Source organism: Pseudomonas sp. GL_090 (genome assembly GCF_057837765.1).
The window spans coordinates 2,494,997-2,514,612 of the sequence record NZ_CM174452.1; the positions used below are offsets into that span (position 1 = coordinate 2,494,997).

General features: G+C 60.6%; 19 protein-coding genes and 1 pseudogene. 6 read left to right on the forward strand and 14 right to left on the reverse strand.

Annotated elements, in window-relative coordinates; genetic code table 11:
• The first annotated feature begins 9 nt into the window (after positions 1-9).
• Complete coding sequence (locus AC3ITA_RS11180) at positions 10-1,518, forward strand: tripartite tricarboxylate transporter permease (RefSeq protein ID WP_095941699.1); 1,509 nt, start codon at positions 10-12, stop codon at positions 1,516-1,518.
• Between the two features lie 146 nt (positions 1,519-1,664).
• Here the strand turns inward: AC3ITA_RS11180 and AC3ITA_RS11185 are convergent, their stop codons facing one another.
• Positions 1,665-2,177 (reverse strand): carboxymuconolactone decarboxylase family protein, encoded by a 513-nt coding sequence (locus tag AC3ITA_RS11185; protein ID WP_095941700.1) that lies wholly within the window; start codon positions 2,175-2,177, stop codon positions 1,665-1,667.
• Positions 2,178-2,311: 134 nt separating this feature from the next.
• Here AC3ITA_RS11185 and AC3ITA_RS11190 point away from each other — a divergent pair, with 134 nt between their 5' ends.
• Positions 2,312-3,127, forward strand: a complete 816-nt coding sequence (locus AC3ITA_RS11190) for an AraC family transcriptional regulator (protein WP_150673854.1) — start codon at positions 2,312-2,314, stop codon at positions 3,125-3,127.
• A 142-nt stretch (positions 3,128-3,269) separates the two neighbouring features.
• Here the strand turns inward: AC3ITA_RS11190 and AC3ITA_RS11195 are convergent, their stop codons facing one another.
• Positions 3,270-3,701, reverse strand: a complete 432-nt coding sequence (locus AC3ITA_RS11195) for a nuclear transport factor 2 family protein (RefSeq protein WP_095941702.1) — start codon at positions 3,699-3,701, stop codon at positions 3,270-3,272.
• A 157-nt stretch (positions 3,702-3,858) separates the two neighbouring features.
• Here AC3ITA_RS11195 and AC3ITA_RS11200 point away from each other — a divergent pair, with 157 nt between their 5' ends.
• Positions 3,859-4,509 carry a DUF2238 domain-containing protein gene (locus tag AC3ITA_RS11200; protein ID WP_095941703.1) on the forward strand — a complete coding sequence of 217 codons (651 nt, stop codon included), beginning with the start codon at positions 3,859-3,861 and terminating at the stop codon, positions 4,507-4,509.
• Positions 4,510-4,653: 144 nt separating this feature from the next.
• On the opposite strand, the gene ilvD is transcribed toward AC3ITA_RS11200, so the two are convergent.
• The gene (ilvD, locus tag AC3ITA_RS11205; protein WP_489280294.1) at positions 4,654-6,336 is read right to left on the reverse strand and encodes a dihydroxy-acid dehydratase; all 1,683 of its coding nucleotides are present in this window, start codon (positions 6,334-6,336) and stop codon (positions 4,654-4,656) included.
• 372 nt (positions 6,337-6,708) lie between these two features.
• Here ilvD and mqo point away from each other — a divergent pair, with 372 nt between their 5' ends.
• On the forward strand, positions 6,709-8,355 hold the full coding sequence (gene mqo, locus AC3ITA_RS11210; RefSeq protein WP_150673851.1) for a malate dehydrogenase (quinone): 1,647 nt from the start codon (positions 6,709-6,711) through the stop codon (positions 8,353-8,355).
• Positions 8,356-8,498: 143 nt separating this feature from the next.
• Here mqo and AC3ITA_RS11215 read toward each other — a convergent pair whose 3' ends face one another.
• Together AC3ITA_RS11215 and AC3ITA_RS11220 are read right to left on the reverse strand one after the other, a co-directional pair.
• Positions 8,499-8,864 (reverse strand): NIPSNAP family protein, encoded by a 366-nt coding sequence (locus AC3ITA_RS11215; protein ID WP_095941706.1) that lies wholly within the window; start codon positions 8,862-8,864, stop codon positions 8,499-8,501.
• Between the two features lie 57 nt (positions 8,865-8,921).
• Positions 8,922-9,092: pseudogene (locus AC3ITA_RS11220) on the reverse strand (transposase domain-containing protein); the annotation flags it as partial.
• A 353-nt stretch (positions 9,093-9,445) separates the two neighbouring features.
• On the opposite strand from AC3ITA_RS11220, the gene sorA reads away from it, so the two are divergent.
• On the forward strand, positions 9,446-10,687 hold the full coding sequence (gene sorA / locus AC3ITA_RS11225; RefSeq protein WP_489280296.1) for a SorA family sulfite dehydrogenase catalytic subunit: 1,242 nt from the start codon (positions 9,446-9,448) through the stop codon (positions 10,685-10,687).
• 10 nt (positions 10,688-10,697) lie between these two features.
• The gene (gene sorB, locus AC3ITA_RS11230) at positions 10,698-11,330 is read left to right on the forward strand and encodes a SorB family sulfite dehydrogenase c-type cytochrome subunit (protein WP_489280297.1); all 633 of its coding nucleotides are present in this window, start codon (positions 10,698-10,700) and stop codon (positions 11,328-11,330) included.
• 78 nt (positions 11,331-11,408) lie between these two features.
• On the opposite strand, the gene AC3ITA_RS11235 is transcribed toward sorB, so the two are convergent.
• From AC3ITA_RS11235 to AC3ITA_RS11275, 9 genes are all read right to left on the reverse strand, one after another.
• Complete coding sequence (locus tag AC3ITA_RS11235) at positions 11,409-12,215, reverse strand: glycosyltransferase family 2 protein (RefSeq protein ID WP_489280298.1); 807 nt, start codon at positions 12,213-12,215, stop codon at positions 11,409-11,411.
• Positions 12,216-12,335: 120 nt separating this feature from the next.
• Positions 12,336-13,916 carry an arylsulfatase gene (locus tag AC3ITA_RS11240; RefSeq protein WP_095941710.1) on the reverse strand — a complete coding sequence of 527 codons (1,581 nt, stop codon included), beginning with the start codon at positions 13,914-13,916 and terminating at the stop codon, positions 12,336-12,338.
• An 84-nt stretch (positions 13,917-14,000) separates the two neighbouring features.
• On the reverse strand, positions 14,001-14,633 hold the full coding sequence (locus AC3ITA_RS11245; RefSeq protein WP_095941711.1) for an SDR family NAD(P)-dependent oxidoreductase: 633 nt from the start codon (positions 14,631-14,633) through the stop codon (positions 14,001-14,003).
• The gene (locus tag AC3ITA_RS11250) at positions 14,630-15,274 is read right to left on the reverse strand and encodes a TetR/AcrR family transcriptional regulator (RefSeq protein ID WP_095941712.1); all 645 of its coding nucleotides are present in this window, start codon (positions 15,272-15,274) and stop codon (positions 14,630-14,632) included. The genes AC3ITA_RS11245 and AC3ITA_RS11250 overlap by 4 nt, the downstream gene beginning before the upstream one ends.
• A gap of 125 nt (positions 15,275-15,399) precedes the next feature.
• Complete coding sequence (locus AC3ITA_RS11255; RefSeq protein ID WP_095941713.1) at positions 15,400-16,224, reverse strand: SDR family NAD(P)-dependent oxidoreductase; 825 nt, start codon at positions 16,222-16,224, stop codon at positions 15,400-15,402.
• A gap of 30 nt (positions 16,225-16,254) precedes the next feature.
• Positions 16,255-16,671 carry a MaoC family dehydratase gene (locus AC3ITA_RS11260; RefSeq protein WP_095941714.1) on the reverse strand — a complete coding sequence of 139 codons (417 nt, stop codon included), beginning with the start codon at positions 16,669-16,671 and terminating at the stop codon, positions 16,255-16,257.
• 14 nt (positions 16,672-16,685) lie between these two features.
• The gene (locus AC3ITA_RS11265) at positions 16,686-17,126 is read right to left on the reverse strand and encodes a MaoC family dehydratase N-terminal domain-containing protein (protein ID WP_489280301.1); all 441 of its coding nucleotides are present in this window, start codon (positions 17,124-17,126) and stop codon (positions 16,686-16,688) included.
• A gap of 29 nt (positions 17,127-17,155) precedes the next feature.
• Positions 17,156-18,340 (reverse strand): lipid-transfer protein, encoded by a 1,185-nt coding sequence (locus AC3ITA_RS11270; RefSeq protein WP_489280302.1) that lies wholly within the window; start codon positions 18,338-18,340, stop codon positions 17,156-17,158.
• A 27-nt stretch (positions 18,341-18,367) separates the two neighbouring features.
• Positions 18,368-19,468: an acyl-CoA dehydrogenase family protein gene (locus AC3ITA_RS11275; RefSeq protein ID WP_224790046.1), complete on the reverse strand. Its 1,101-nt coding sequence runs from the start codon at positions 19,466-19,468 to the stop codon at positions 18,368-18,370.
• Between the last annotated feature and the right edge of the window lie 148 nt (positions 19,469-19,616).

Here is a 19,616-nt window from a genome sequence, read left to right on the forward strand (position 1 = left end):
CTCGACACCGTGGACATTCTTTCAAGCCTGGCGATGGGTTTTTCCTCGGCGCTGACGCCGATCAATCTGATGTGGGGGTTCATCGGCTGCCTGCTTGGCACCGCCATCGGCGTGCTGCCGGGGATCGGTCCGGCACTGACGGTGGCCCTGCTGTTGCCGATCACCGCCAAGGTCGACCCCACTGGCGCGCTGATCATGTTCGCCGGTATCTATTACGGTGCGCAGTTCGGTGGCTCCACCACCTCGATCCTGCTCAACACGCCCGGTGAATCATCCTCCATGGTCACGGCCCTGGAGGGCAACCTGATGGCGCGCAACGGCCGAGCGGGACCTGCGCTGGCGACGGCGGCGATCGGCTCGTTCGTCGCCGGCACCATTGCCACGATTTTGCTCACGCTGTTTGCGCCCATCGTGGCCAGGCTGGCCCTGAATTTCGGCCCGACCGAATACTTCGCAATCCTGGTGCTGTCGTTCACCACCGTGTCGGCGGTGCTTGGCGCTTCGATGCTGCGCGGGTTTGCCTCGCTGGGCGTCGGGTTGACCATCGGTTTGATCGGCCTGGACTCGACCTCGGGCATTGCCCGCTACACCCTCGGCGTGCCGGAACTGGTGGATGGTATCGAGGTGGTGCTGGTGGCGGTTGGTTTGTTCGCGGTGGGCGAGGCCTTGTACAGCCTGCTCTATCAAAAGGAATCAAACGAAGGACGGCACCGCCTGACCTCGTTGTGGATGACCCGCGCCGACTGGAAACGCTCGGTCCCCGCCTGGTTGCGCGGCACGCTGATCGGCTTTCCGTTTGGTTCGATTCCGGCCGGTGGCGCCGAGATTCCGACCTTCCTGTCCTATTCCACCGAACGCAAACTCAGCAAGTACCCCAAGGAGTTTTCCGCCAACAAGGGCGAGGGCGCCATCGAAGGCGTCGCCGGCCCGGAAGCGGCCAACAACGCCAGCGCGACCGGGTCCCTGGTGCCGTTGCTGACCCTGGGCATCCCGACGTCCGCCACCGCGGCGATCTTGTTGGCGGCGTTCCAGAACTACAACCTGCAACCCGGGCCGATGCTGTTCGAAACCTCCTCGGAGCTTGTCTGGACGCTGGTGGCCTCGCTGTACATCGGCAACGCGATTCTGCTGGTGTTGAACCTGCCGCTGGTGGGTTTGTGGGTCAAACTGCTGCAAATCCCCCGGCCGTACCTGAATGCCGGCATCCTCGTGTTCGCCACCATCGGCGTGTATGGCATGCGCCACTCATCTTTCGACCTGATCCTGATGTTGGCCATTGGCTGGGGCGGGGTGCTGATGCGCCGTTTCGACTTCCCCGTCGCCCCGGTGATCGTCGGCATGCTGCTGGGGCCGATGGCCGAGAAACAACTGCGCAATGCCTTGTCCATCAGCCAGGGCGACTGGACGGTGTTCCTCACGCAACCGATCTCGGCGTTCTTCCTCGCTCTGACGCTGCTGGTGCTGGTGGTGCCTCATGTGCTGCATAAACGCGGCATCAAGTTGCATGAGGATGATTGAGGCCTGCGAATACATGGCAGCGGAGTGAATATCTGTAGGAGCGAGCCTGCTCGCGATGGCGGAGTGTCAGACGACATCATAGGTGTCTGACTCAACGCTATCGCGAGCAGGCTCGCTCCTACAGGTTTTTTCAGACTGGATTTACGCTAGATGGCCGGGAAGTCGATGTCGGTCAGCGCTGTGTTGTTCAGGTAGTTGGTCAATGTCTGCGAGGCCACGTGGGCGATCACTTCGATGATCTTGCCGTCATCGATGCCGGCGGCACGGGCAGCGGCGAGCTGCTCGACGGTCAGGTGACCACGGCTTTCGGTAACTTGGCGGGCGAGGGCGGCAATGGCGTTGAGCTCGCCGTGTCGTGCGCTGAGGATGTCCTGCTTCGACAATCCGGCCTTGCCGGCGAACAACGTATGAGCCGCCAGGCAGTAGTCGCAGCCGTTGACCTGCGAGGTGGCGAGGGACACCGCTTCTTTTTCCGTGGCGCTCAGGGACGTTTTGCCCAACGCTGCCGAGTTTTGCAGGTACGCGGCCAGCACCGCTGGGGCGTGAGCCAGGACTTTGAAGGTATTGGGCACAAAACCGACTTTTTTCTGCACGGCTTCCAGCAGCGGGCGGGTGGCGTCGGTGGCGTGTTCCAGGCTGATCGGGGCAATGCGGGTCATGGTGATACTCCGTGGTGTGAAGCGCGGTATGCGCTGGGTACGGAGCTGATGTTAGGGAGAGTGGCTGGCTTGTTGGGTGCAAATCGTCGAGGATATGCGACACATCGTCCAGAACTGCCTTCGGGAGCCTTGTCATGGATCGCTTGTCCACCTTGCTCACACACTTTGGCGTCAATGCCGGCACTTTCCATAGCGGTACGTTTTGCGGCACCTCCGCCTTCGATGGCCAACAGGCCAGCGGTCATCTGCACTTGCTTCAGGCGGGCGAGTTGCTGCTCAAGATGGGCGATCAGCCGGACCTGCAACTGACCGAGCCGACCCTGATCTTTTTCCCCCGGCCCTATCGACATCGTCTGTTCGCATCTGAAGCGTCCGGCACGCAACTGGTCTGCGCGACCCTGGATTTCGACGGCGGTGCAGGCAATGCCCTGGCGGCGGCGCTGCCGGATTACCTGGTGCTCAAACTCGATGAAATCCCGACCCTGGCCGGGACCCTGGAATGGCTGTTCAACGAGGCGTTCGACGGTACGTGCGGGCGCGAAGCGGTGATGGATCGCCTGTTCGAGTTGCTGGTGATTCTGTTGTTGCGGCACATCTTGAGCACCACAGGCCAGCAGCCGGGCATGATGGCCGGCCTCGCCGATGCGCGCCTGGCGCGCCCCCTGAGCCTGATGCATCAAACCCCGGCCAAGGCCTGGAGCGTGGCCGAACTCTCGGTCGCCGCCAACATGTCGCGAGCCAGTTTCGCCGAGCACTTTCGCCGGGTAGTCGGGCAGACGCCGGTGGATTACCTGGTGAGCTGGCGCATCAGCCTGGCACAGAAACGCTTGCGCGAGGGCCGACCGATTGCGCTGATTGCCGAGGAGGTCGGCTACGAAAGCCCCTCGGCGCTGGCCCGGGCGTTTCGGCGCAAGACCGGGCTCAGTCCCAGGGAGTGGAAAGGTAGTTGATTCACCCGAAAACCCCTGTAGGAGCGAGCCTGCTCGCGATGGTTGCTAACGATTACGCGTGTTACCTGAATAAATGCGGTGCATTTACGTCCATCGCGAGCAGGCTCGCTCCTACAGGTTATGTTGGTGGCTTACGAACTCATCAGAACTTGAACGCCTGCCGTCCTACCAACAGCCATTTACCGTCCTGCTTTTGCCAGATCTGGAAGTTTTCGATTTCCGTCGGCACCACTTCAGTGCCTTTGAGCGCTTGCGCCGAGAAGTGGTGACGGACCAGCGCGACATCGCCGGAGACGGTAATGGTCTGGTTTTGCATCTCAAGGGTCTTGAACGCGCTTTTGCCGGTTTCGATGTCGGCGATGAAGGCCTGCTTGTCCTGGATCTTGCCGCTGGAATGCCCGTAGGTCAGGTTCTCGGCGGTCAAGGCGTTCAGTTCCGGGATGTCTTTGTGCAGCATGGCCTGGGTCAGGTGTTCGACCGCCAGGGCCACGTCTTTGTCCGCGACAGCCGGGGTGGCGGCGACGTAACCGCTGAACAGGCACAGAAAACCGATCAGCACGTTTGCTTTTTTCATGGGTGTTTCCTTGTTGTTGTAGGGATAGAGCGATGACTGGATAAACATTCGTCAGTCATCGTACAACATATCATGAGCTGAAGGAAAAAAGCGAACTTGCCTGGCACCCTTGCCTCGAAGTTAAAAGGGCGATGCCCTGACTTCGAGGTATTGCACCATGCAGCCTGACCCGCGTTTACGGCACGACCTGATGCTGCTCCTGGTGTTTGTGCTGATTGTCGTGGCGTCGGGTTTTTCTCCCCGCAGTCGGGTGGACTGGGCGCTGGAAAACCTGCTGGTGTTGTTGCTGGTGGGGACTTTGGTGGCGGTATCACGTCGTTTCCGCTTGTCGGCGATGTCCATCACGTTGGTGTTTGCGTTTCTGTGCGTGCACGAACTGGGCGCCCATTACACCTATTCCCTGGTGCCATACGATCACTGGTCTTCGGCGTGGTTGGGCTTCAGTTTTGACCGGGCGGCAGGTACTCACCGCAATCACTACGACCGGTTGGTGCACCTGAGCTACGGGCTGCTGCTGGCTTATCCGGTGCGCGAAGTCCTGTGGCGCCTGACGCCGCTGCGCGGGTTCTGGCTGTTTTTCGTGACCCTGAACATCATGCTGTCGACATCCGCGGTGTACGAACTGGTGGAATGGATCGGTGGAGCCTTCCTGGGCAAAGACACGGCGAACGCCTTCGTCGGCGCGCAAAATGACCCGTGGGATTCGCAAAAGGACATGGGCATCGCGGTTGCCGGTGCGTTTGTCAGTCTGTTGCTGGTGTCTTTGCGCGGTATGGCGCAAAAGCAATCGGTGACGACTGCAAGGTGATCGGTTCAGGCTTTGAGGTAGAGGTTGCCTGACAGGCCGCCTTCGCGAGCAGGCTCGCTCCCAGGGGATCTTCGGCATATGGAGATCAACTGTGTGCGAGCCTGCTCGCGATGGCATTAGACCAAACAGCGCCAGACTCAAACCTTACAGGTACTTATCCGTCACAGCCCCCTCCGAAGCACTGGAAACTGTCTTCGCATACTTGGCCAGCACCCCGCGCTTGTATTTCGATTCCGGCCGCACCCAGCGCGACTTGCGCTCGGCCAGCACGGCATCGGGAACATCCACCGTGATCTGCCGGGTTTGCGCATCGATGATAATCCTGTCGCCATCCTCCACCAGCGCAATCGGCCCGCCCTCAAAGGCCTCCGGCGTGATGTGGCCGACCACGAAACCGTGGGAACCGCCGGAAAAACGCCCGTCGGTGATCAGCGCCACCTCCTTGCCGAGGCCCTTGCCCATGACCGCCGACGTCGGCGACAGCATTTCGCGCATGCCCGGGCCGCCCTTGGGCCCTTCGTAGCGGATCACGATCACTTCGCCGGGCTGCACTTCGCCATTGAGGATGCCGGCCAGCGCACCTTCCTCGCCGTGATAGACCCGGGCCGTGCCTTCGAAGCGCAGGCCTTCCTTGCCGGTGATCTTGGCCACGGCGCCGGTGGGCGAGAGGTTGCCGCGCAGAATGACCAGGTGGGAGTCCTTTTTGATCGGCTGGTCGAAAGGCCGGATCACGTCCTGGCCGGCCGGGTAGTCGGGCACGCTGGCCAGGTTGTCCGCCAGGGTCTGGCCGGTGACGGTCAGCACATCGCCGTGCAGCATGCCGGCATCGAGCATGCGCTTCATCAGCGGTTGAATGCCGCCGATGGCCACCAGCTCGCTCATCATGTATTGACCGCTGGGGCGCAGGTCGGCGACCACCGGGGAAACCTTGCCCAGCTCGACGAAGTCATCCAGGGTTAGTTCGACATCCACCGCATTGGCCATGGCCAGCAGATGCAGCACGGCATTGGTCGAGCCGGCGAGGGCGATTACCACGCGGATGGCGTTCTCGAAGGCTTTGCGGGTCATGATGTCGCGAGGCTTGAGGTCGAGCTTGAGCAGCTCCATCACCTGCTGGCCGGCGCGGAAGCTGTCCGAAGCCTTGTCGCCGCCAATGGCGTCCTGGGAGCTGGAACCGGGCAGGCTCATGCCCAATGCTTCAATGGCTGAGGCCATGGTGTTGGCGGTGTACATGCCGCCACAGGAACCGGGGCCGGGAATCGCCACTTCCTCGATCTGCTTGACCTGAATCTCGCTGATATCGCCCCGCGCGTGCTGGCCCACGGCCTCGAACACGGAAATGATGTCGGTGTGGCCGGCGCCCGGCTGGATGGTGCCGCCATAGACAAAAATCGACGGGCGATTGAGCCGTGCCATGCCGATCAGGCACCCCGGCATGTTCTTGTCACAGCCGCCGATGGTCACCAGGCCGTCGAAACCCTCGCAACCGGTGACCACTTCGATGGAGTCGGCGATCACCTCGCGGGACACCAGGGAATACTTCATGCCTTCGGTGCCGTTGGCGATGCCGTCGGAAATGGTGATGGTGTTGAAGATCACGCCCTTGGCCCCGGCGGCGTTCGCGCCTTTTTCGGCTTCGAGCGCCAGTTTGTCGATGTGCATGTTGCATGGGGTGACCATGGCCCAGGTCGAGGCGATGCCGATCTGCGGCTTGGTGAAGTCTGCATCGGTGAAGCCCACGGCCCGCAACATGGCGCGTGCCGGTGCGGCCTCCACGCCGTCGATCACTTGAGAGGAGTACTTGCGCAGATCGTCTTTGTCGCTCATGGCTGTTCCTCACACACTCATGGAGAAAAACAGGATGAGTATAGAAGGCCGATCGCCCGCGCCCGGACTAACCGGTCGGGAACAGACGCGCGGGTAAGCCTTGTCGTGATATTCTTCGCGCCAACTTGGTTTGACCTATTCAGTTTGCATGTCTTTGAGACGTGCCGACCGAATCACTGTCGCTCAAGTAGCTGAAGCCAATAAAGATAAAAAGTCAGTTCAGAAGGGACATTAAACTGGGGTCGATGCGGTTCATCGGCCTTGTGTGCCCACCCTGTAATCCTTGAGTGCCGCACCCGTGACTGCCGTGAAACACGGGGCTGTGCGCGTGAGGATGGAAGGGCGGATGGCGTTTTATCATAGGTGCTACAGATGTTTAAGAAAGTGAACACGGCCCTGCTGGGGCTGGCTTTGTCCATGGGGATGTCTGCCGTCCACGCGCAAGAGGCCAAGAAAGTCGATGTGCTGCTGATCGGCGGCGGCATCATGAGCGCGACCCTGGGTGTATGGCTCAATGAGCTGGAACCCGGTACCTCGATGCAAATGATCGAGCGCCTCGACGGCGTCGCCCAGGAAAGCTCCAACGGCTGGAACAACGCCGGTACTGGTCACTCCGCCCTGGCCGAGCTGAACTACACCCCGGAAGACGAGAGCGGCAAGGTGTCGATCCCGAAGGCCGTTGAAATCAACGAAGCGTTCCAGATCTCCCGTCAGTTCTGGGCCTGGCAGGTTCAGCAAGGCGTGCTGAAGAACCCGCGTTCGTTCATCAACTCCACCCCGCACATGAGCTTCGTGTGGGGCGATGACAACATCAAGTTCCTGAAAAAGCGCTACGAAGCCCTGCAAGCAAGCCCGCTGTTCGCCGGCATGCAGTACTCCGAAGACCCGGCTGTGATCAAGCAGTGGGTGCCGCTGATGATGGAAGGGCGTGACCCGAGCCAGAAAATCGCGGCCACCTGGAGCCCGCTCGGCACCGATGTGAACTTCGGCGAAATCACCCGCCAGTTCGTTGCGCACCTGCAAACCACGCCGAAGTTCGACTTGAAGCTGTCCAGCGAAGTGCAGGACATCACCAGGAACGAAGACGGCAGCTGGCGCGTCAGCTACAAGAACCTCAAAGACGGCAGCAAGACCGAAACCGACGCGAAATTCGTGTTCATCGGCGCCGGCGGCGGTGCCCTGCACCTGTTGCAGAAGTCCGGCATTCCTGAAGCCAAGGAATACGCAGGCTTCCCGGTAGGCGGCTCGTTCCTGGTGACCGAGAACCCGACCATCGCCGAGCAACACCTGGCCAAGGCCTACGGCAAAGCCTCCGTTGGCGCGCCGCCGATGTCGGTTCCGCACCTGGACACCCGCGTGCTGGACGGCAAGCGCGTGATCCTGTTTGGCCCGTTCGCGACCTTCAGCACCAAGTTCCTGAAAGAAGGTTCGTACCTGGACCTGCTGACCACCACGACCACCCACAACGTGTGGCCAATGACCAAGGTCGGCATCAAGGAATACCCGCTGGTCGAGTACCTGGCAGGCCAGCTGATGCTGTCTGACGAAGACCGCCTCAACGCCCTGAAGGAATACTTCCCGAACGCCAAGGCTGAAGACTGGCGCCTGTGGCAAGCCGGCCAGCGCGTGCAGATCATCAAGCGTGACGAAGCCGCCGGTGGCGTGCTGAAACTGGGCACCGAAATCGTCGCTTCCCAAGACGGCAGCATCGCCGGCCTGCTGGGCGCCTCCCCGGGCGCATCGACCGCCGCGCCGATCATGCTGACCGTGCTGCAGAAAGTGTTCAAGGACAAGGTCGCGACCCCTGACTGGCAGGCAAAGCTGCACCAGATCGTACCGAGCTACGGCACCCAGTTGAACGCCAGCCCTGAGAAGGTTGCGCAAGAGTGGGCCTACACCGCCAAGGTGCTGGAACTGACTCCGCCACCCGCGGTGATCGCGCCGGCTGTGACGCCTGTGACTGTTGATACTGCAGTAAAAGCGCCGAAGGCGAATGCTGCGAGTGATATGGCTCTGTAATTAGAGACCGGATCAAAAAAAGCCCACTGAACCGGCGACGGTCAGTGGTTTTTTTTGTGGGCTGGAAAATGATTCTGGAGGCATGATCGTAAGCGTCCGGCTAACACACCTTCCTGATCCCTGCGTTGAAGAATACGGGCCTATCACGCTGATTGAACGTCGGCTTTCGACATATCCATGGACGCTCTGAAGGCATCAATTACGTCTTGAGTGAGCGCCATTACTGTCGTTGTACTGACTTCAATGAGACTGATAATGTCTGCTCGCGGGCCCTGTTTCCAGGCAGCGCTTGCGTAAAAAATATCTTGAGATGCCAAGCGATGGCTCTCGCTTTCATAGGCGCGAATCAGGTGATAGCTGTCACAATCATGCAATGAGCCGCCATAAGAAACGACATCGATGCCAGCTTCCAGGTGAAGCGGAATACTTACATTCTGCATTATTCGATGAAAATCCAATCCCGATCCTGGCTTTAAGGTGTACATCAGGATTTCAATAATTCGAGTCATTCCAAGTCTTCCATGTGGAGTTTCAACGTGAGTATCCGTACATCCCGGTTTACGTTGTTAGGTGGGTGGCCAGTTATGCGGCAGCAGCTCGGTAATCTTACTCGCCCACTGCGTCGGCAGGCGCGCTAAAACATACTTCAGGTAAGCATACGGATCATGCCCGTTGAGCCGGACCGACTGGATCAATCCCATCATCGCCGCCGCCCGATTACCATGGCGTAACGAGCCTTTTTGTGGGTGATGGCACAGGCAGGGCTTCGAATCCGAAGTGTCTACGCCGGCCTTGACGGGAGTTCCTGTCATCAATTGTCAAGTCGCTGACGCTCAATGAAAAGCGGACAGTTTGGCCCTGACGATACTGGCTTGTTCATCGACCGTAAGCCTGATATCTCACCGCCTGGCGCGCAACATTCTGTAGGAGCTAGCCTGCTCGCGATGGTCGTTAACGATAACGAGTGTTTATTGGTTAAACGTGGCGCTCTTTAGTCCATCGCGAGCAGGCTCGCTCCTACATAAAAGCATTGCGTCCTGGTGGGGAACGATCAGTTGCATCTCAATAAAACAATCATAGAGAGCGCAGAATGAAGTTCAGTTTTGTAGACAACAGCCAGCCGACCCGTCGGCGGGTTTTACGCAATGCTTTCACTTTGGCTTTGGCGGCCTCGCCGTTGGCAAATCTCGCCAGGGCTGCCGAGGAAAACGTCGAAGAAGTGACCTTTGCCGCCGGCCCACGACCGCTCGTGCAATACCCGCAAAAACGTCCATTGACCTTGGTGACCACGCGTCCGCCGCATCTGGAAACGCCATTCCCCGTCTTCAACGAAGGGCCGATCACGCCCAATGACGCCTTTTTCGTGCGTTACCACCTGGCCAATTTTCCGACCAGCATCGATCCGGACAGCTACCGCCTGACGATCAAGGGCACGGTTGACACGCCGCTGTCACTGTCCCTTGCCGAGCTCAAGGCCCTCGCCGAACCGGTGGAAGTGGTGGCCGTCAATCAGTGTTCGGGTAATAGCCGTGGCTTCTCGATGCCTCGGGTGTTCGGTGCTCAGTTGGGCAATGGCTCGATGGGCAATGCGCGGTGGGTGGGGGTGCCCCTCAAAGCGATACTGGAGAAGGCCGGTGTGAAAGCCGAGGCCCGGCAAGTGACCTTCCGTGGGCTGGATAAACCCGTGCTGCCGAGCACGCCGGAGTACATCAAGGCGCTGGACATCAGCCATGCCATGGACGGTGAGCCGATGATCGCCTGGTCGATGAATGGCACCGACCTGCCATTTCTCAACGGCTACCCGATTCGTCTGGTGGTGCCTGGCTATTTCGGTACCTACTGGGTCAAGCACCTGAGTGAGATCGAAGTCGTCGATCACACCTACGACGGTTTCTTCATGGCCAAGGGATACCGGGTTCCGGATAACGATTGCTTGTGCATTGCCCCCGGCACCACGGCGGCGAAAACCCGGCCGATTTCCAAATTGCCGGTGCGCTGTTTCATCACCAGCGTTAAACACGGCGATGTATTGCCGTTGAACAAAAGCCTGGTGCTCAAGGGCATCGCGTTCGACGGTGGCGTTGGGGTCAACAAGGTGGAGGTGTCGATCGACGGCGGGAAAACCTGGCGTGAAACCATGCTCGGGCAGGACCTTGGCCGTTTCTCCTTTCGTGAGTGGACACTGCCGATCACCTTTACCGGCAAGGGCGCCACCCAGCTGATGGTGCGGGCCAGCAACAGTGCTGGCGAGACGCAGCCGCTGCAAGCCGACTGGAACCCCGCTGGCTATCGCCGCCATGTCGTCGAAACCACCCACGTGACCGTCGCCTGAGGAGGGCCGCATGAGACTTGTGAAATGCATGACCGCCTTGCTCTGCGCGGTTCAGGTTTGTCTGGCGACCCTGGCTGGCGCCGCGCCGCTGTCCATCACGCTGCCGCCTGAAACGGCTGCGTTCAAGCCCAGCACGATGCCTGGCTACGCATTGGCGCAGCAGAAGTGTTCCGTCTGCCATTCGGCCGATTACATCAACTTCCAGCCGCCGGGCATGAGCCTGGCGCAGTGGACCGCCGAAGCGGGCAAGATGCAGCACGTGTACGGTGCTCCGATCAGCGACCGGGAGGTGAGTGTTATCGGCGCTTACCTGGCAGTGACCTACGGCAGTGCTAAGGCCAATGATGCCGATGTTCAGGCGGCCTCGAACGCCCCGGCGGTGGCTGTTGCAAAAGTCGACGCCAAGGCCTTGCTGCAGAACAACGCCTGCCTGTCCTGCCACGCGATCGACCACAAAGTGGTAGGCCCGGCCTACCGCGATGTGGCGGCCAAATATGCCAAGGACCCGCAGGCAATGGACCGGCTTATGTCCAGCATCCAGCACGGCGGCAGCGGGAAGTGGGGGGATGTGCCCATGCCGCCTTTCGCGCAGTTGAGTCCGGACGACCTGAAAAGCCTGGCGACTTTTATCCTGCAACAGTGAGCCGGTATCAGCCTGATGCGAAAAGCCCACTGCACCGGCAACGGTCAGTGGGCTTAATTTTTGTGGGTGCGGGTTTGTTCAAGACATCGAGGAGTTGGTTGCACTGAAGCGCTTGAGAATGTCCTGGTACATTTTGGTCCGCCGATGATCCTGGCCATATCCGCCCGCAGCGGCGACGGTGCCGGACTGTACGTGGTCCAGGTACTTGAAGATTTTGCCGGGCGAAAGAAACACGACTTTGTAGCCAAGGTCGATCACGCGGTCTTGCAGCTCATAACCGGGCACACGGTCATCGATCTGAAAATGCAGACCCTGCTGCTTGATCAGCCTGCCATTCCATAGCGTGCAAAAGCTTTTCAGGTAGGTTTTCCGGTAGGGTTTCGGCTCCTTTGATTGCAGGCCCAGCGATTGCTTCAAGCGTCGGTAGTGGTGCTTGATCAGGCGTGAAGTGAAGCGCCACGCGGTCCTTGGCAGTCCGCGGTTGAGTTGCTCCGTGCAACCGACCGCGATGACATTTTGATCCTTGGTGCAGCGCTCCATCATCATCGCAAATACGTTTGCATCGAAGACGAACGTGTCGGTGTGCATCAGGAACAGGTAGTCGGTGTTGACCCTGGCCAGCGCCATGTCCAGTGCCTTGCCATGGGCGATGTGCCCCGGTTCTTTGGTGGGTGCATCGCGTTCGATCAGGTTTATCCAGTCGAGCGAGCGCAAATACTCGACGCTGGCATCCGCCGAACCGTTATCGACCACCCAGACCGGGATTCCGGCTTTTCGTACCGGTTCGCGCAAAAGGTCCAGGCAGATCCTGGTCAAATCATGGGTTTTGTAATTAACCAGAACGATGCTGAACGGTGGTTTGGCGCTTGTATCGACACTACCCATCTTCGAAATGCTCGACTACTCGAAAGTGTCGAAGACTAAAGAGCCAACCTTAGCCCAAGCTTAATTTCACCTGGGCGGGTTGGCCGCTGGCATTCAGGCCGCATTGGCGTAGAGAGGCGCTTAGGGTTTGGCCTGGCCTTTCATCTTCTCTTCGATTTTCGCGTCGACGGCAGCGCGGATCTGATCAACGCTGAAGCTGGCAGGTTTCTGGCTCGGTGGGTACTCGATGAAGGTCTGCAGGAAGCGCGCAGCCTTGGCCACACCTGCGGCCAGCAGGTAGGAGTTCTTCACGAGCCAGTCGTTGTACTGGTCCGAGACCAGGTCAGCCCGCTCATACGGGTCCATGCGCAGGTTGAACAACTTGGGTACGCGCAGCGGCACGAACGGGCTGCTCCACACCGCAAAACCACCGGGTTCGCGTTGTTCGGCGAAGACCACTTTCCAGTTGTCGAAGCGCATGGAAACCAGCACACCGTCGTCATTGAAATAATAGAACTCGCGGCGTTCACCTTTAGGTTGCTCGCCAGTCAGGTAGGGCAACTGGTTGTAGCCGTCCAGGTGCACCTTGAAACTGCTGCCACCCGAGGTCGGCGCCCAGCCTTTCAACAGCTTGTCCTTCACCTTGGTATCTCCAGCCGCCGCGAGCAGGGTAGGGAACCAGTCCAGGCCCGAGAACATCTCGTTGGACACTTCACCGGCCTTGATCTTGCCCGGCCAACGCACAATCGCCGGTACGCGATAGGCACCTTCCCAGTTGGAGTTCTTCTCGTTACGGAATGGCGTGGTTGCCGCGTCCGGCCAGGAGAACTGGTTCGGGCCGTTGTCGGTGGTGTAGACGACGATGGTGTTGTCGGTGATCTTCAGGTCGTCGAGAGTTTTCAGCAGTTTGCCGACGTCGCCGTCGTGCTCGATCATGCCATCGGCGTAATCGTTGCCGGGCATGCCGCTCTGGCCCTTCATCGATTCGCGCACGTGGGTGAACACGTGCATGCGGGTGGTGTTCATCCAGACGAAGAACGGCTTGTCCGCCTTGGCCTGCTTCTCGATGAACGCTTGCGCGGCGGCGGTGGTTTCGTCGTCGATGGTTTCCATGCGCTTGGTGGTCAGCGCGCCGGTGTCCTCGATCTTGCCGTCGGCGTAGCTATGAATCACGCCCCGTGGCGTGCGGGTTTTGACGAAGTCCGGGTCGTCCTTGGGCCAGTACGGACGCTCAGGCTCTTCTTCGGCGTTGAGGTGATACAGGTTGCCGAAGAACTCATCGAAACCGTGGTTGGTCGGCAGGTACTCGTCGCGGTCACCGAGGTGGTTCTTGCCGAACTGGCCGGTGGCATAGCCCTGGGACTTGAGGGCCTGGGCGAGGGTGATGTCGCGTTTCTGGATACCGATCGGCGCCCCCGGCACGCCGACCTTGGTCAGGCCGGTGCGCAGCGGTGACTGGCCGGTGATGAACGACGAGCGCCCGGCGGTGCAGCTGTTCTCCGCGTAGTAGTCGGTGAACAGCATGCCTTCGTGAGCGATGCGATCAATGTTCGGTGTCTTGTAGCCAACCACACCCATGGAGTAGGCGCTGATGTTGGTCTGGCCGATGTCATCGCCGAAGATCACCAGGATGTTGGGTTTGTCAGCAGCATTCGCCGCCATTGCCATGACCGTTGTCGCCACCATGGCGAGTTTCGGCAGCCACTTTTTTATGCGAGTCATCTGACTGGCTCCTTGTTGACGGGCGTCGCGCAGGGCGACCGGTCCCGATGTTCAAGGGTCGTCAGAAACTAAACGCCACCCGTATCAGGTGGCGTGGTTGTCGATGTGCAACACCGCCCCGGTGACGCTGGCACCCGCGCCACTGGCCAGCAACAGCAAGGGACCGTTGAGCTCCTGCAGGCCCGCGTCCTTGCCGCGTCCGGCGGCAATCACATTGACCCGGATCCGGTGCGGCGTCAGCGACTGGGCCATGGCCCTGCTCATGCGGATCAGGCTGCTGTTGGAGCGCAAACAAGGGTTGGGCTCGCTGATCGGGCGGGGCGGTGGTTCGATGTTGACGATGCTGCCGCCACGTTCGGCCTTGATCATGTACAGGCTGGTGCAATGGACCAGGTGATTGTTCAGCGCCATGTGCTCGCGCTCGGCGCTGTTGTTGATCAGTACATCGACGCTGCCGAAGCGCTCCTCGATGGCCTCGAGCGCCGCTTCGACGCTGGGACGGCGGGCGCTGTCGAGGCTGACGATCAGTACTTCACCACCCTCCCAGCGCAGGTCGGCTTCCAGCTGCTCAAGCTGTGCGGGGCGTTGCGCGCCGAGGGCTACCCGGGCGCCGGCGAGGCTGATCAGTCGGGCGAAATGGGCGCCGAGCCGAGTGGTGGCATCGGCTACCAGCACAGTTTTGCCGGCCATGGAAAAGGGTTGCATGAGATCGCTCATGAAACTGCCTCCATCGGCATGGTGCGGCGTGTAATGGTCGTACGGCGCGTGGGTGGGCGAGGTGATGCGATGGGCACGGCACCGAGCATTTTCAGCACCAGTTCCGAGTAATGGCGGATGACGTCGTCGACGCTCCAGCGGCCATCGGCCTGATACCAGACGCAGGCGTGGGTGAGCATGTTGAACAGGGTTCTGGCCATCAATTTTGGTTCGGCGCAGCTGAGCGAACCTTCACGCACGCCTTGCTCCAGCAGATCCTGCAGGCCCTTGAGGTAACCCCGTCGCGCTTGGCGGACCTGGGTCAGGGATTGTTCATCCAGGCTGCGTAATTCCAGGTTGCCGAGAATGGCCTGGTTCTTATGCTCCAGGTGATAACGCACATGGCAGGCGATGAACGTGCGCAGTTTCGTATCGGCCCACGCAACGGCGGGGCGGCTGCGTGCCCATGCCAGGGACATCTCCTGGAAATATTCCAGAACCAGCTCCAGCAGCAACTCGCCTTTGCCTTGGTAATAGAGGTACAGCGTCGAGGGGTTGATCCCCGATTCAGCCGCCAGTTGCCGAAGGCTCATCGAGCCGTAGCCATTACGCGAGATCAGTTTGATGGCAGCCTGGCGGATATTGGTTTCAGTCATGTTCATGGTGTGATCCTGCGGTCTTGTAGGAGCGAGCCTGCTCGCGAAAAACGTCAGGACGCCGCGATCAATCAGACAGCCCGCGTCATCGTTGACGTCCATCGCGAGCAGGCTCGCTCCTACAAGTTGAGTTATTGCAGATTGCCGGCGACGGCGATGGTCTGGGCCGTGATGTAGTTCGACTCCGGCGAGCAGAACAGGTACACGGCGTCCGCCGCTTCCTTCGTGGTGCCCGGGCGGCCGAGCGGGTTGCGCTGGGCGAACGATTTGGCCGCTTCCGGGCTGATGCCGACGCGGATGTCACGGCCCTCGATGTTCACGGTGGCACCGGCATGGGCGTCGGCGCTGGTCATGCGGGTTTCGATGAAACCGAAGGCCACGGCGTTGACGTTGACCTTGAAGCGGCCCCATTCCCGGGCCAGCGCGCGAGTCATGCCCAGTACACCGGCCTTGGCCGAGGAGTAGTTCATCTGCCCGGCATTACCGTTGAGGGCCGATACCGACGAGATGTTCACCACTTTGCGGAACACTTCGCGCTCTGCTGCGGCGTCCGCCTGGGCCTGCGCCTTGATGATCGGGTAAGCGGCACGCAGGATGCGGAACGGTGCGGTCATGTGACAGTCGAGAATCGCGTACCACTGCTCGTCGCTCATCTTCTGGATCACGTCGTCCCAGGTGTAACCGGCGTTGTTGACGATGATGTCGATGCCGTTGAAGTTGTCCATTGCGGTCTTGATGTAGCGCTCGGCGAAATCCGGGGCGCTGACGTTGCCGTGACACACGGCGGCTTCGCCACCCATCTTGCGAATCAGCTCAGCGGTTTCATGGGCCGGATCGGCATCCAGGTCGTTGATAACGATGCGCGCGCCTTCACTTGCCAGTTTCAGGGCGATTTGCTGGCCGATGCCACGACCGGAACCGGTGACCAGTGCGACTTTGCCGTCGAGTTTTGCCATGGGGTGTTGCTCCTCAATTATTCGGTTTGTTTACAGAGCGATCACAGCGTCACCAACAATTTTGGTGTCGCCGTATTGATTGGTGGTGCGCACTTCAACCTTGATGCGTTGCTCGCCGTCGACTTCAAAGCGCTCGACGACTGTGCCGGTGCAGGTAATCTGGTGGCCCAGGTGGGTGATACCGAGAAAGCGCACGCCGAATTCGCGTAACTGGCGCTGGTCGACCCACTGGGTCAGCAGGCGACCGAGGTAGGCCATCGACAACATGCCGTGGGCGAACACGTCGGCCATGCCGGCCTTGCGCGCGTAGTCGGTGTCGAGGTGAATGGCGTTGTGGTCACCGGACGCGCCGGCAAACAGCGCCAGGGTTGTGCGGTTGATCGGCGGCAACGCCAGTGGCGGCAGGGTGTCGCCGATGTTGATTTTTTCCAGGCTTATGGCGTTCATCAGTGTTCTCCGCTTCAGCTGTTGCGCTGTACGAGCACGCTGCGCAGGTCCGCGACGTGCTCACCGTGCTGGTTGGTGACCCGGGTCTCGCGCACCACGAACTCCAGCGCGCCGCCTTTTTTGTCGTAGATGTCGGCGATGCGCACATCGAAGCGCAGGGTGTCGCCGGCATAGGCCATGCGGTGATAACGGAACGACTCCTCACCGTGCAGGATGCGTGCAGTGACGATGCCCAGCTCAAAGCGCCAGTCGTTGGACGGGATCTGGAATTCCAGCGAGAACAGAAAGGTCGGTGGCAATGGCAGGTTCGGATGCCCTGCATCGCGAGCGGCCTGCTCGTCGAAGTAGATCGGGTTGGTTTCCCCGGTGGCCTTGGCGAAGAAGCGCAGTTGTCCGGCTTCGGCGGTGGCGAGGAAGGTGGGCAGTTGTCTGCCGATGTGTTTCTTGTCGATCATCTGAGTGACTCCTTCATTAACCGGTCGCTTCAGTTTTTCTGGTACACGGTGACGACGCAGGCGCCGCCCAGACCGAGGTTGTGCTGCACGGCGATGCGCGCGTTCGGCACCTGGCGCTGTTCGGCGGTGCCGCGCAGTTGGTGGGTCAGCTCGTAGCACTGGGCCAGGCCGGTGGCGCCCAGCGGGTGACCCTTGGAGAGCAGGCCACCGGAGGGGTTGGTTACCCACTTGCCGCCGTAGGTGTTGTCGCCGTCGTTGACCAGTTGCTCGGCGCCGCCTTCAGCGCACAAGCCGAGGCCTTCGTAGGTCAGCAACTCGTTCTGCGCGAAGCAGTCGTGCAGCTCGATCACGTCGATGTCTTGTGGACCGATGCCCGCCTGGTTGTAGGCGATGTCGGCAGCCATGCGGGTCATGTCGAAACCGACCACGCGGATCATGTCCTTGGCATCGTAGGTGCTCGGCAGGTCGGTGGTCAGGGCCTGGCCGGCCATCAGCACGTCGGTGCGCAGGCCATGCTTTTTCGCGAAGTCTTCGGAGACCACGATGCTCGCGGCGGCGCCGCAGGTCGGCGGGCAGGCCATCAGGCGAGTCAGCACGCCTTCCCACAACATCGGTGCGGCCAGCACTTCTTCGGTGCTGACCACGTTGCGGAACACTGCCAGCGGGTTGTTGGCGGCATGGCGGCTGGCCTTGGCGCGGATTTTGGCGAAGGTTTCCAGCCGGGTGCCGTACTTCTGCATGTGCGCGTAGCCGGCACCGGCGAACTGGCGGATGGCAGTCGGCAGGTCGGGCATGCCCACCAGTTCGTTGGTCAGCTTGAGGGCGCGCTCGGTGGCCGGGGCGCGGTCGGTCCAGGCGGATTTCAACGCGCCGGGATTCATCTGCTCGAAGCCAAATGCCAGGGCGCAGTCCACCGCACCGCTGGCCACGGCTTGACGGGCCAGGAACAGCGCGCTGGAACCGGTGGCGCAGTTGTTGTTGACGTTGATCAGCGGGATACCGGTCATGCCCACGCGGTACAGGGCTTTCTGGCCGCAGGTGGAGTCGCCGTAGACGTAACCGGCATAGGCTTGCTGGATGTCACTGAAGTCCAGCCCGCAATCGGCCAGGGCCAGGCGAATCGCCTGTTCACCCATGATGTCGTAGGGCTCGTTGGTCCCCGGTTTCTTGAACTGGATCATGCCGACGCCAGCAACGAACACTTTATTGCTCATCGTTGTTTTCCTTGTTGTTTTGAAGGGTCAGAGCTTGCGCGCGATCATTTCGCGCATGACTTCACTGGTACCGCCGTAGATGCGGTTGACGCGCATGTCGACGAACGCGCGGGCAATCGGGTACTCCATCATGTAGCCGTAGCCGCCGTGCAGCTGGACCATGTCGTCGATGCATTTCCACAGGGTTTCGGTGGTGTAGAGCTTGGCGATGGCGGCTTCTTCCAGGGTCAGCCGGCGGCGCATGTGTTCGCCCAGGTAGTAGTCGACCATCACCCGCAGGGCGGTGGCCTGGGCCTTGATGTCGGCGAGCTTGAACTTGGTGTTCTGGAAGTCCCAGACGGTCTGGTTGAAGGCCTTGCGGTCCTTCACGTATTCAAGTGTCTGTTCCAGCAGGCGCTCGAGCTTGGCGGCGGCGGACACCGCGATCGAGAAGCGTTCCTGGGGCAGTTCGCCCATCAGGTAGGTGAAACCCAGGCCTTCTTCGCCAAGGCGGTTGCCGACCGGCACCCGGACGTTGTCGAAGAACAGCTCTGCCGTGTCCTGCGCATGCTGGCCAACCTTGTCCAGCTTGCGACCATGTTTGAAACCGGCGCGACTGGCTTCCACTGTGATCAGGCTGATGCCCTTGGCGCCGGCTGCCGGGTCGGTCTTGCACACGACGATGACCAGGTCGGCGGTCAGGCCGTTGCTGATGAAGGTCTTGCTGCCGTTAATCACGTATTCGTCGCCATCGCGTACGGCGGTGGTGCGCACGGCCTTGAGGTCGCTGCCGGTGCCGGGTTCGGTCATGGCGATGGCCAGAATGATCTCGCCAGAGCAGATGCCCGGCAGCCATTTCTGTTTCTGTTCTTCGTTGCCGCAGCGATTGATGTACGGCGCAATGACGTCGGAGTGCATGCCGAAGTAGGCGCCACTCACGCCGGCACGGGCGAACTCCTCGTTGAACACCGCGCTGTGACCGAAGTCGCCACCGCCACCACCGTATTCGGTGGGCAGTGTGATGCCGAGCAAGCCTTCACGGCCGGCCTTGAGCCAGGTCTCGCGGTCGACCTGGCCGGCTTTGTCCCAGGCTGCCTGGCGCGGCAGGCATTCACGCTCGAAAAAACGGCGCACGGTAGTGCGAAACATTTCATGGTCGTCGCGGAAAACGGTTCGGGCGATATGCACGCAAGACTCCTCAAAAATGCCAGGCCGGCCACAGGCCGAGCGCTTACGCAAGGCGCGGACTGCACCTGTGATCTGAGGGTTACGATAGGCTTGAGAGGCTTGGATGAAC

Excerpts from the sequence above, each read along its gene's own strand:
- AC3ITA_RS11185 (WP_095941700.1), bottom strand. The coding sequence starts at position 2,177 with ATGACCCGCATTGCCCCGATCAGCCTGGAACACGCCACCGACGCCACC.
- AC3ITA_RS11190 (WP_150673854.1), top strand. The coding sequence starts at position 2,312 with ATGGATCGCTTGTCCACCTTGCTCACACACTTTGGCGTCAATGCCGGC.
- AC3ITA_RS11195 (WP_095941702.1), bottom strand. The coding sequence starts at position 3,701 with ATGAAAAAAGCAAACGTGCTGATCGGTTTTCTGTGCCTGTTCAGCGGT.
- AC3ITA_RS11200 (WP_095941703.1), top strand. The coding sequence starts at position 3,859 with ATGCAGCCTGACCCGCGTTTACGGCACGACCTGATGCTGCTCCTGGTG.
- ilvD (WP_489280294.1), bottom strand. The coding sequence starts at position 6,336 with ATGAGCGACAAAGACGATCTGCGCAAGTACTCCTCTCAAGTGATCGAC.
- mqo (WP_150673851.1), top strand. The coding sequence starts at position 6,709 with ATGTTTAAGAAAGTGAACACGGCCCTGCTGGGGCTGGCTTTGTCCATG.
- AC3ITA_RS11215 (WP_095941706.1), bottom strand. The coding sequence starts at position 8,864 with ATGACTCGAATTATTGAAATCCTGATGTACACCTTAAAGCCAGGATCG.
- sorA (WP_489280296.1), top strand. The coding sequence starts at position 9,446 with ATGAAGTTCAGTTTTGTAGACAACAGCCAGCCGACCCGTCGGCGGGTT.
- sorB (WP_489280297.1), top strand. The coding sequence starts at position 10,698 with ATGAGACTTGTGAAATGCATGACCGCCTTGCTCTGCGCGGTTCAGGTT.
- AC3ITA_RS11235 (WP_489280298.1), bottom strand. The coding sequence starts at position 12,215 with ATGGGTAGTGTCGATACAAGCGCCAAACCACCGTTCAGCATCGTTCTG.
- AC3ITA_RS11240 (WP_095941710.1), bottom strand. The coding sequence starts at position 13,916 with ATGACTCGCATAAAAAAGTGGCTGCCGAAACTCGCCATGGTGGCGACA.
- AC3ITA_RS11245 (WP_095941711.1), bottom strand. The coding sequence starts at position 14,633 with ATGAGCGATCTCATGCAACCCTTTTCCATGGCCGGCAAAACTGTGCTG.
- AC3ITA_RS11250 (WP_095941712.1), bottom strand. The coding sequence starts at position 15,274 with ATGAACATGACTGAAACCAATATCCGCCAGGCTGCCATCAAACTGATC.
- AC3ITA_RS11255 (WP_095941713.1), bottom strand. The coding sequence starts at position 16,224 with ATGGCAAAACTCGACGGCAAAGTCGCACTGGTCACCGGTTCCGGTCGT.
- AC3ITA_RS11260 (WP_095941714.1), bottom strand. The coding sequence starts at position 16,671 with ATGAACGCCATAAGCCTGGAAAAAATCAACATCGGCGACACCCTGCCG.
- AC3ITA_RS11265 (WP_489280301.1), bottom strand. The coding sequence starts at position 17,126 with ATGATCGACAAGAAACACATCGGCAGACAACTGCCCACCTTCCTCGCC.
- AC3ITA_RS11270 (WP_489280302.1), bottom strand. The coding sequence starts at position 18,340 with ATGAGCAATAAAGTGTTCGTTGCTGGCGTCGGCATGATCCAGTTCAAG.
- AC3ITA_RS11275 (WP_224790046.1), bottom strand. The coding sequence starts at position 19,468 with ATGTTTCGCACTACCGTGCGCCGTTTTTTCGAGCGTGAATGCCTGCCG.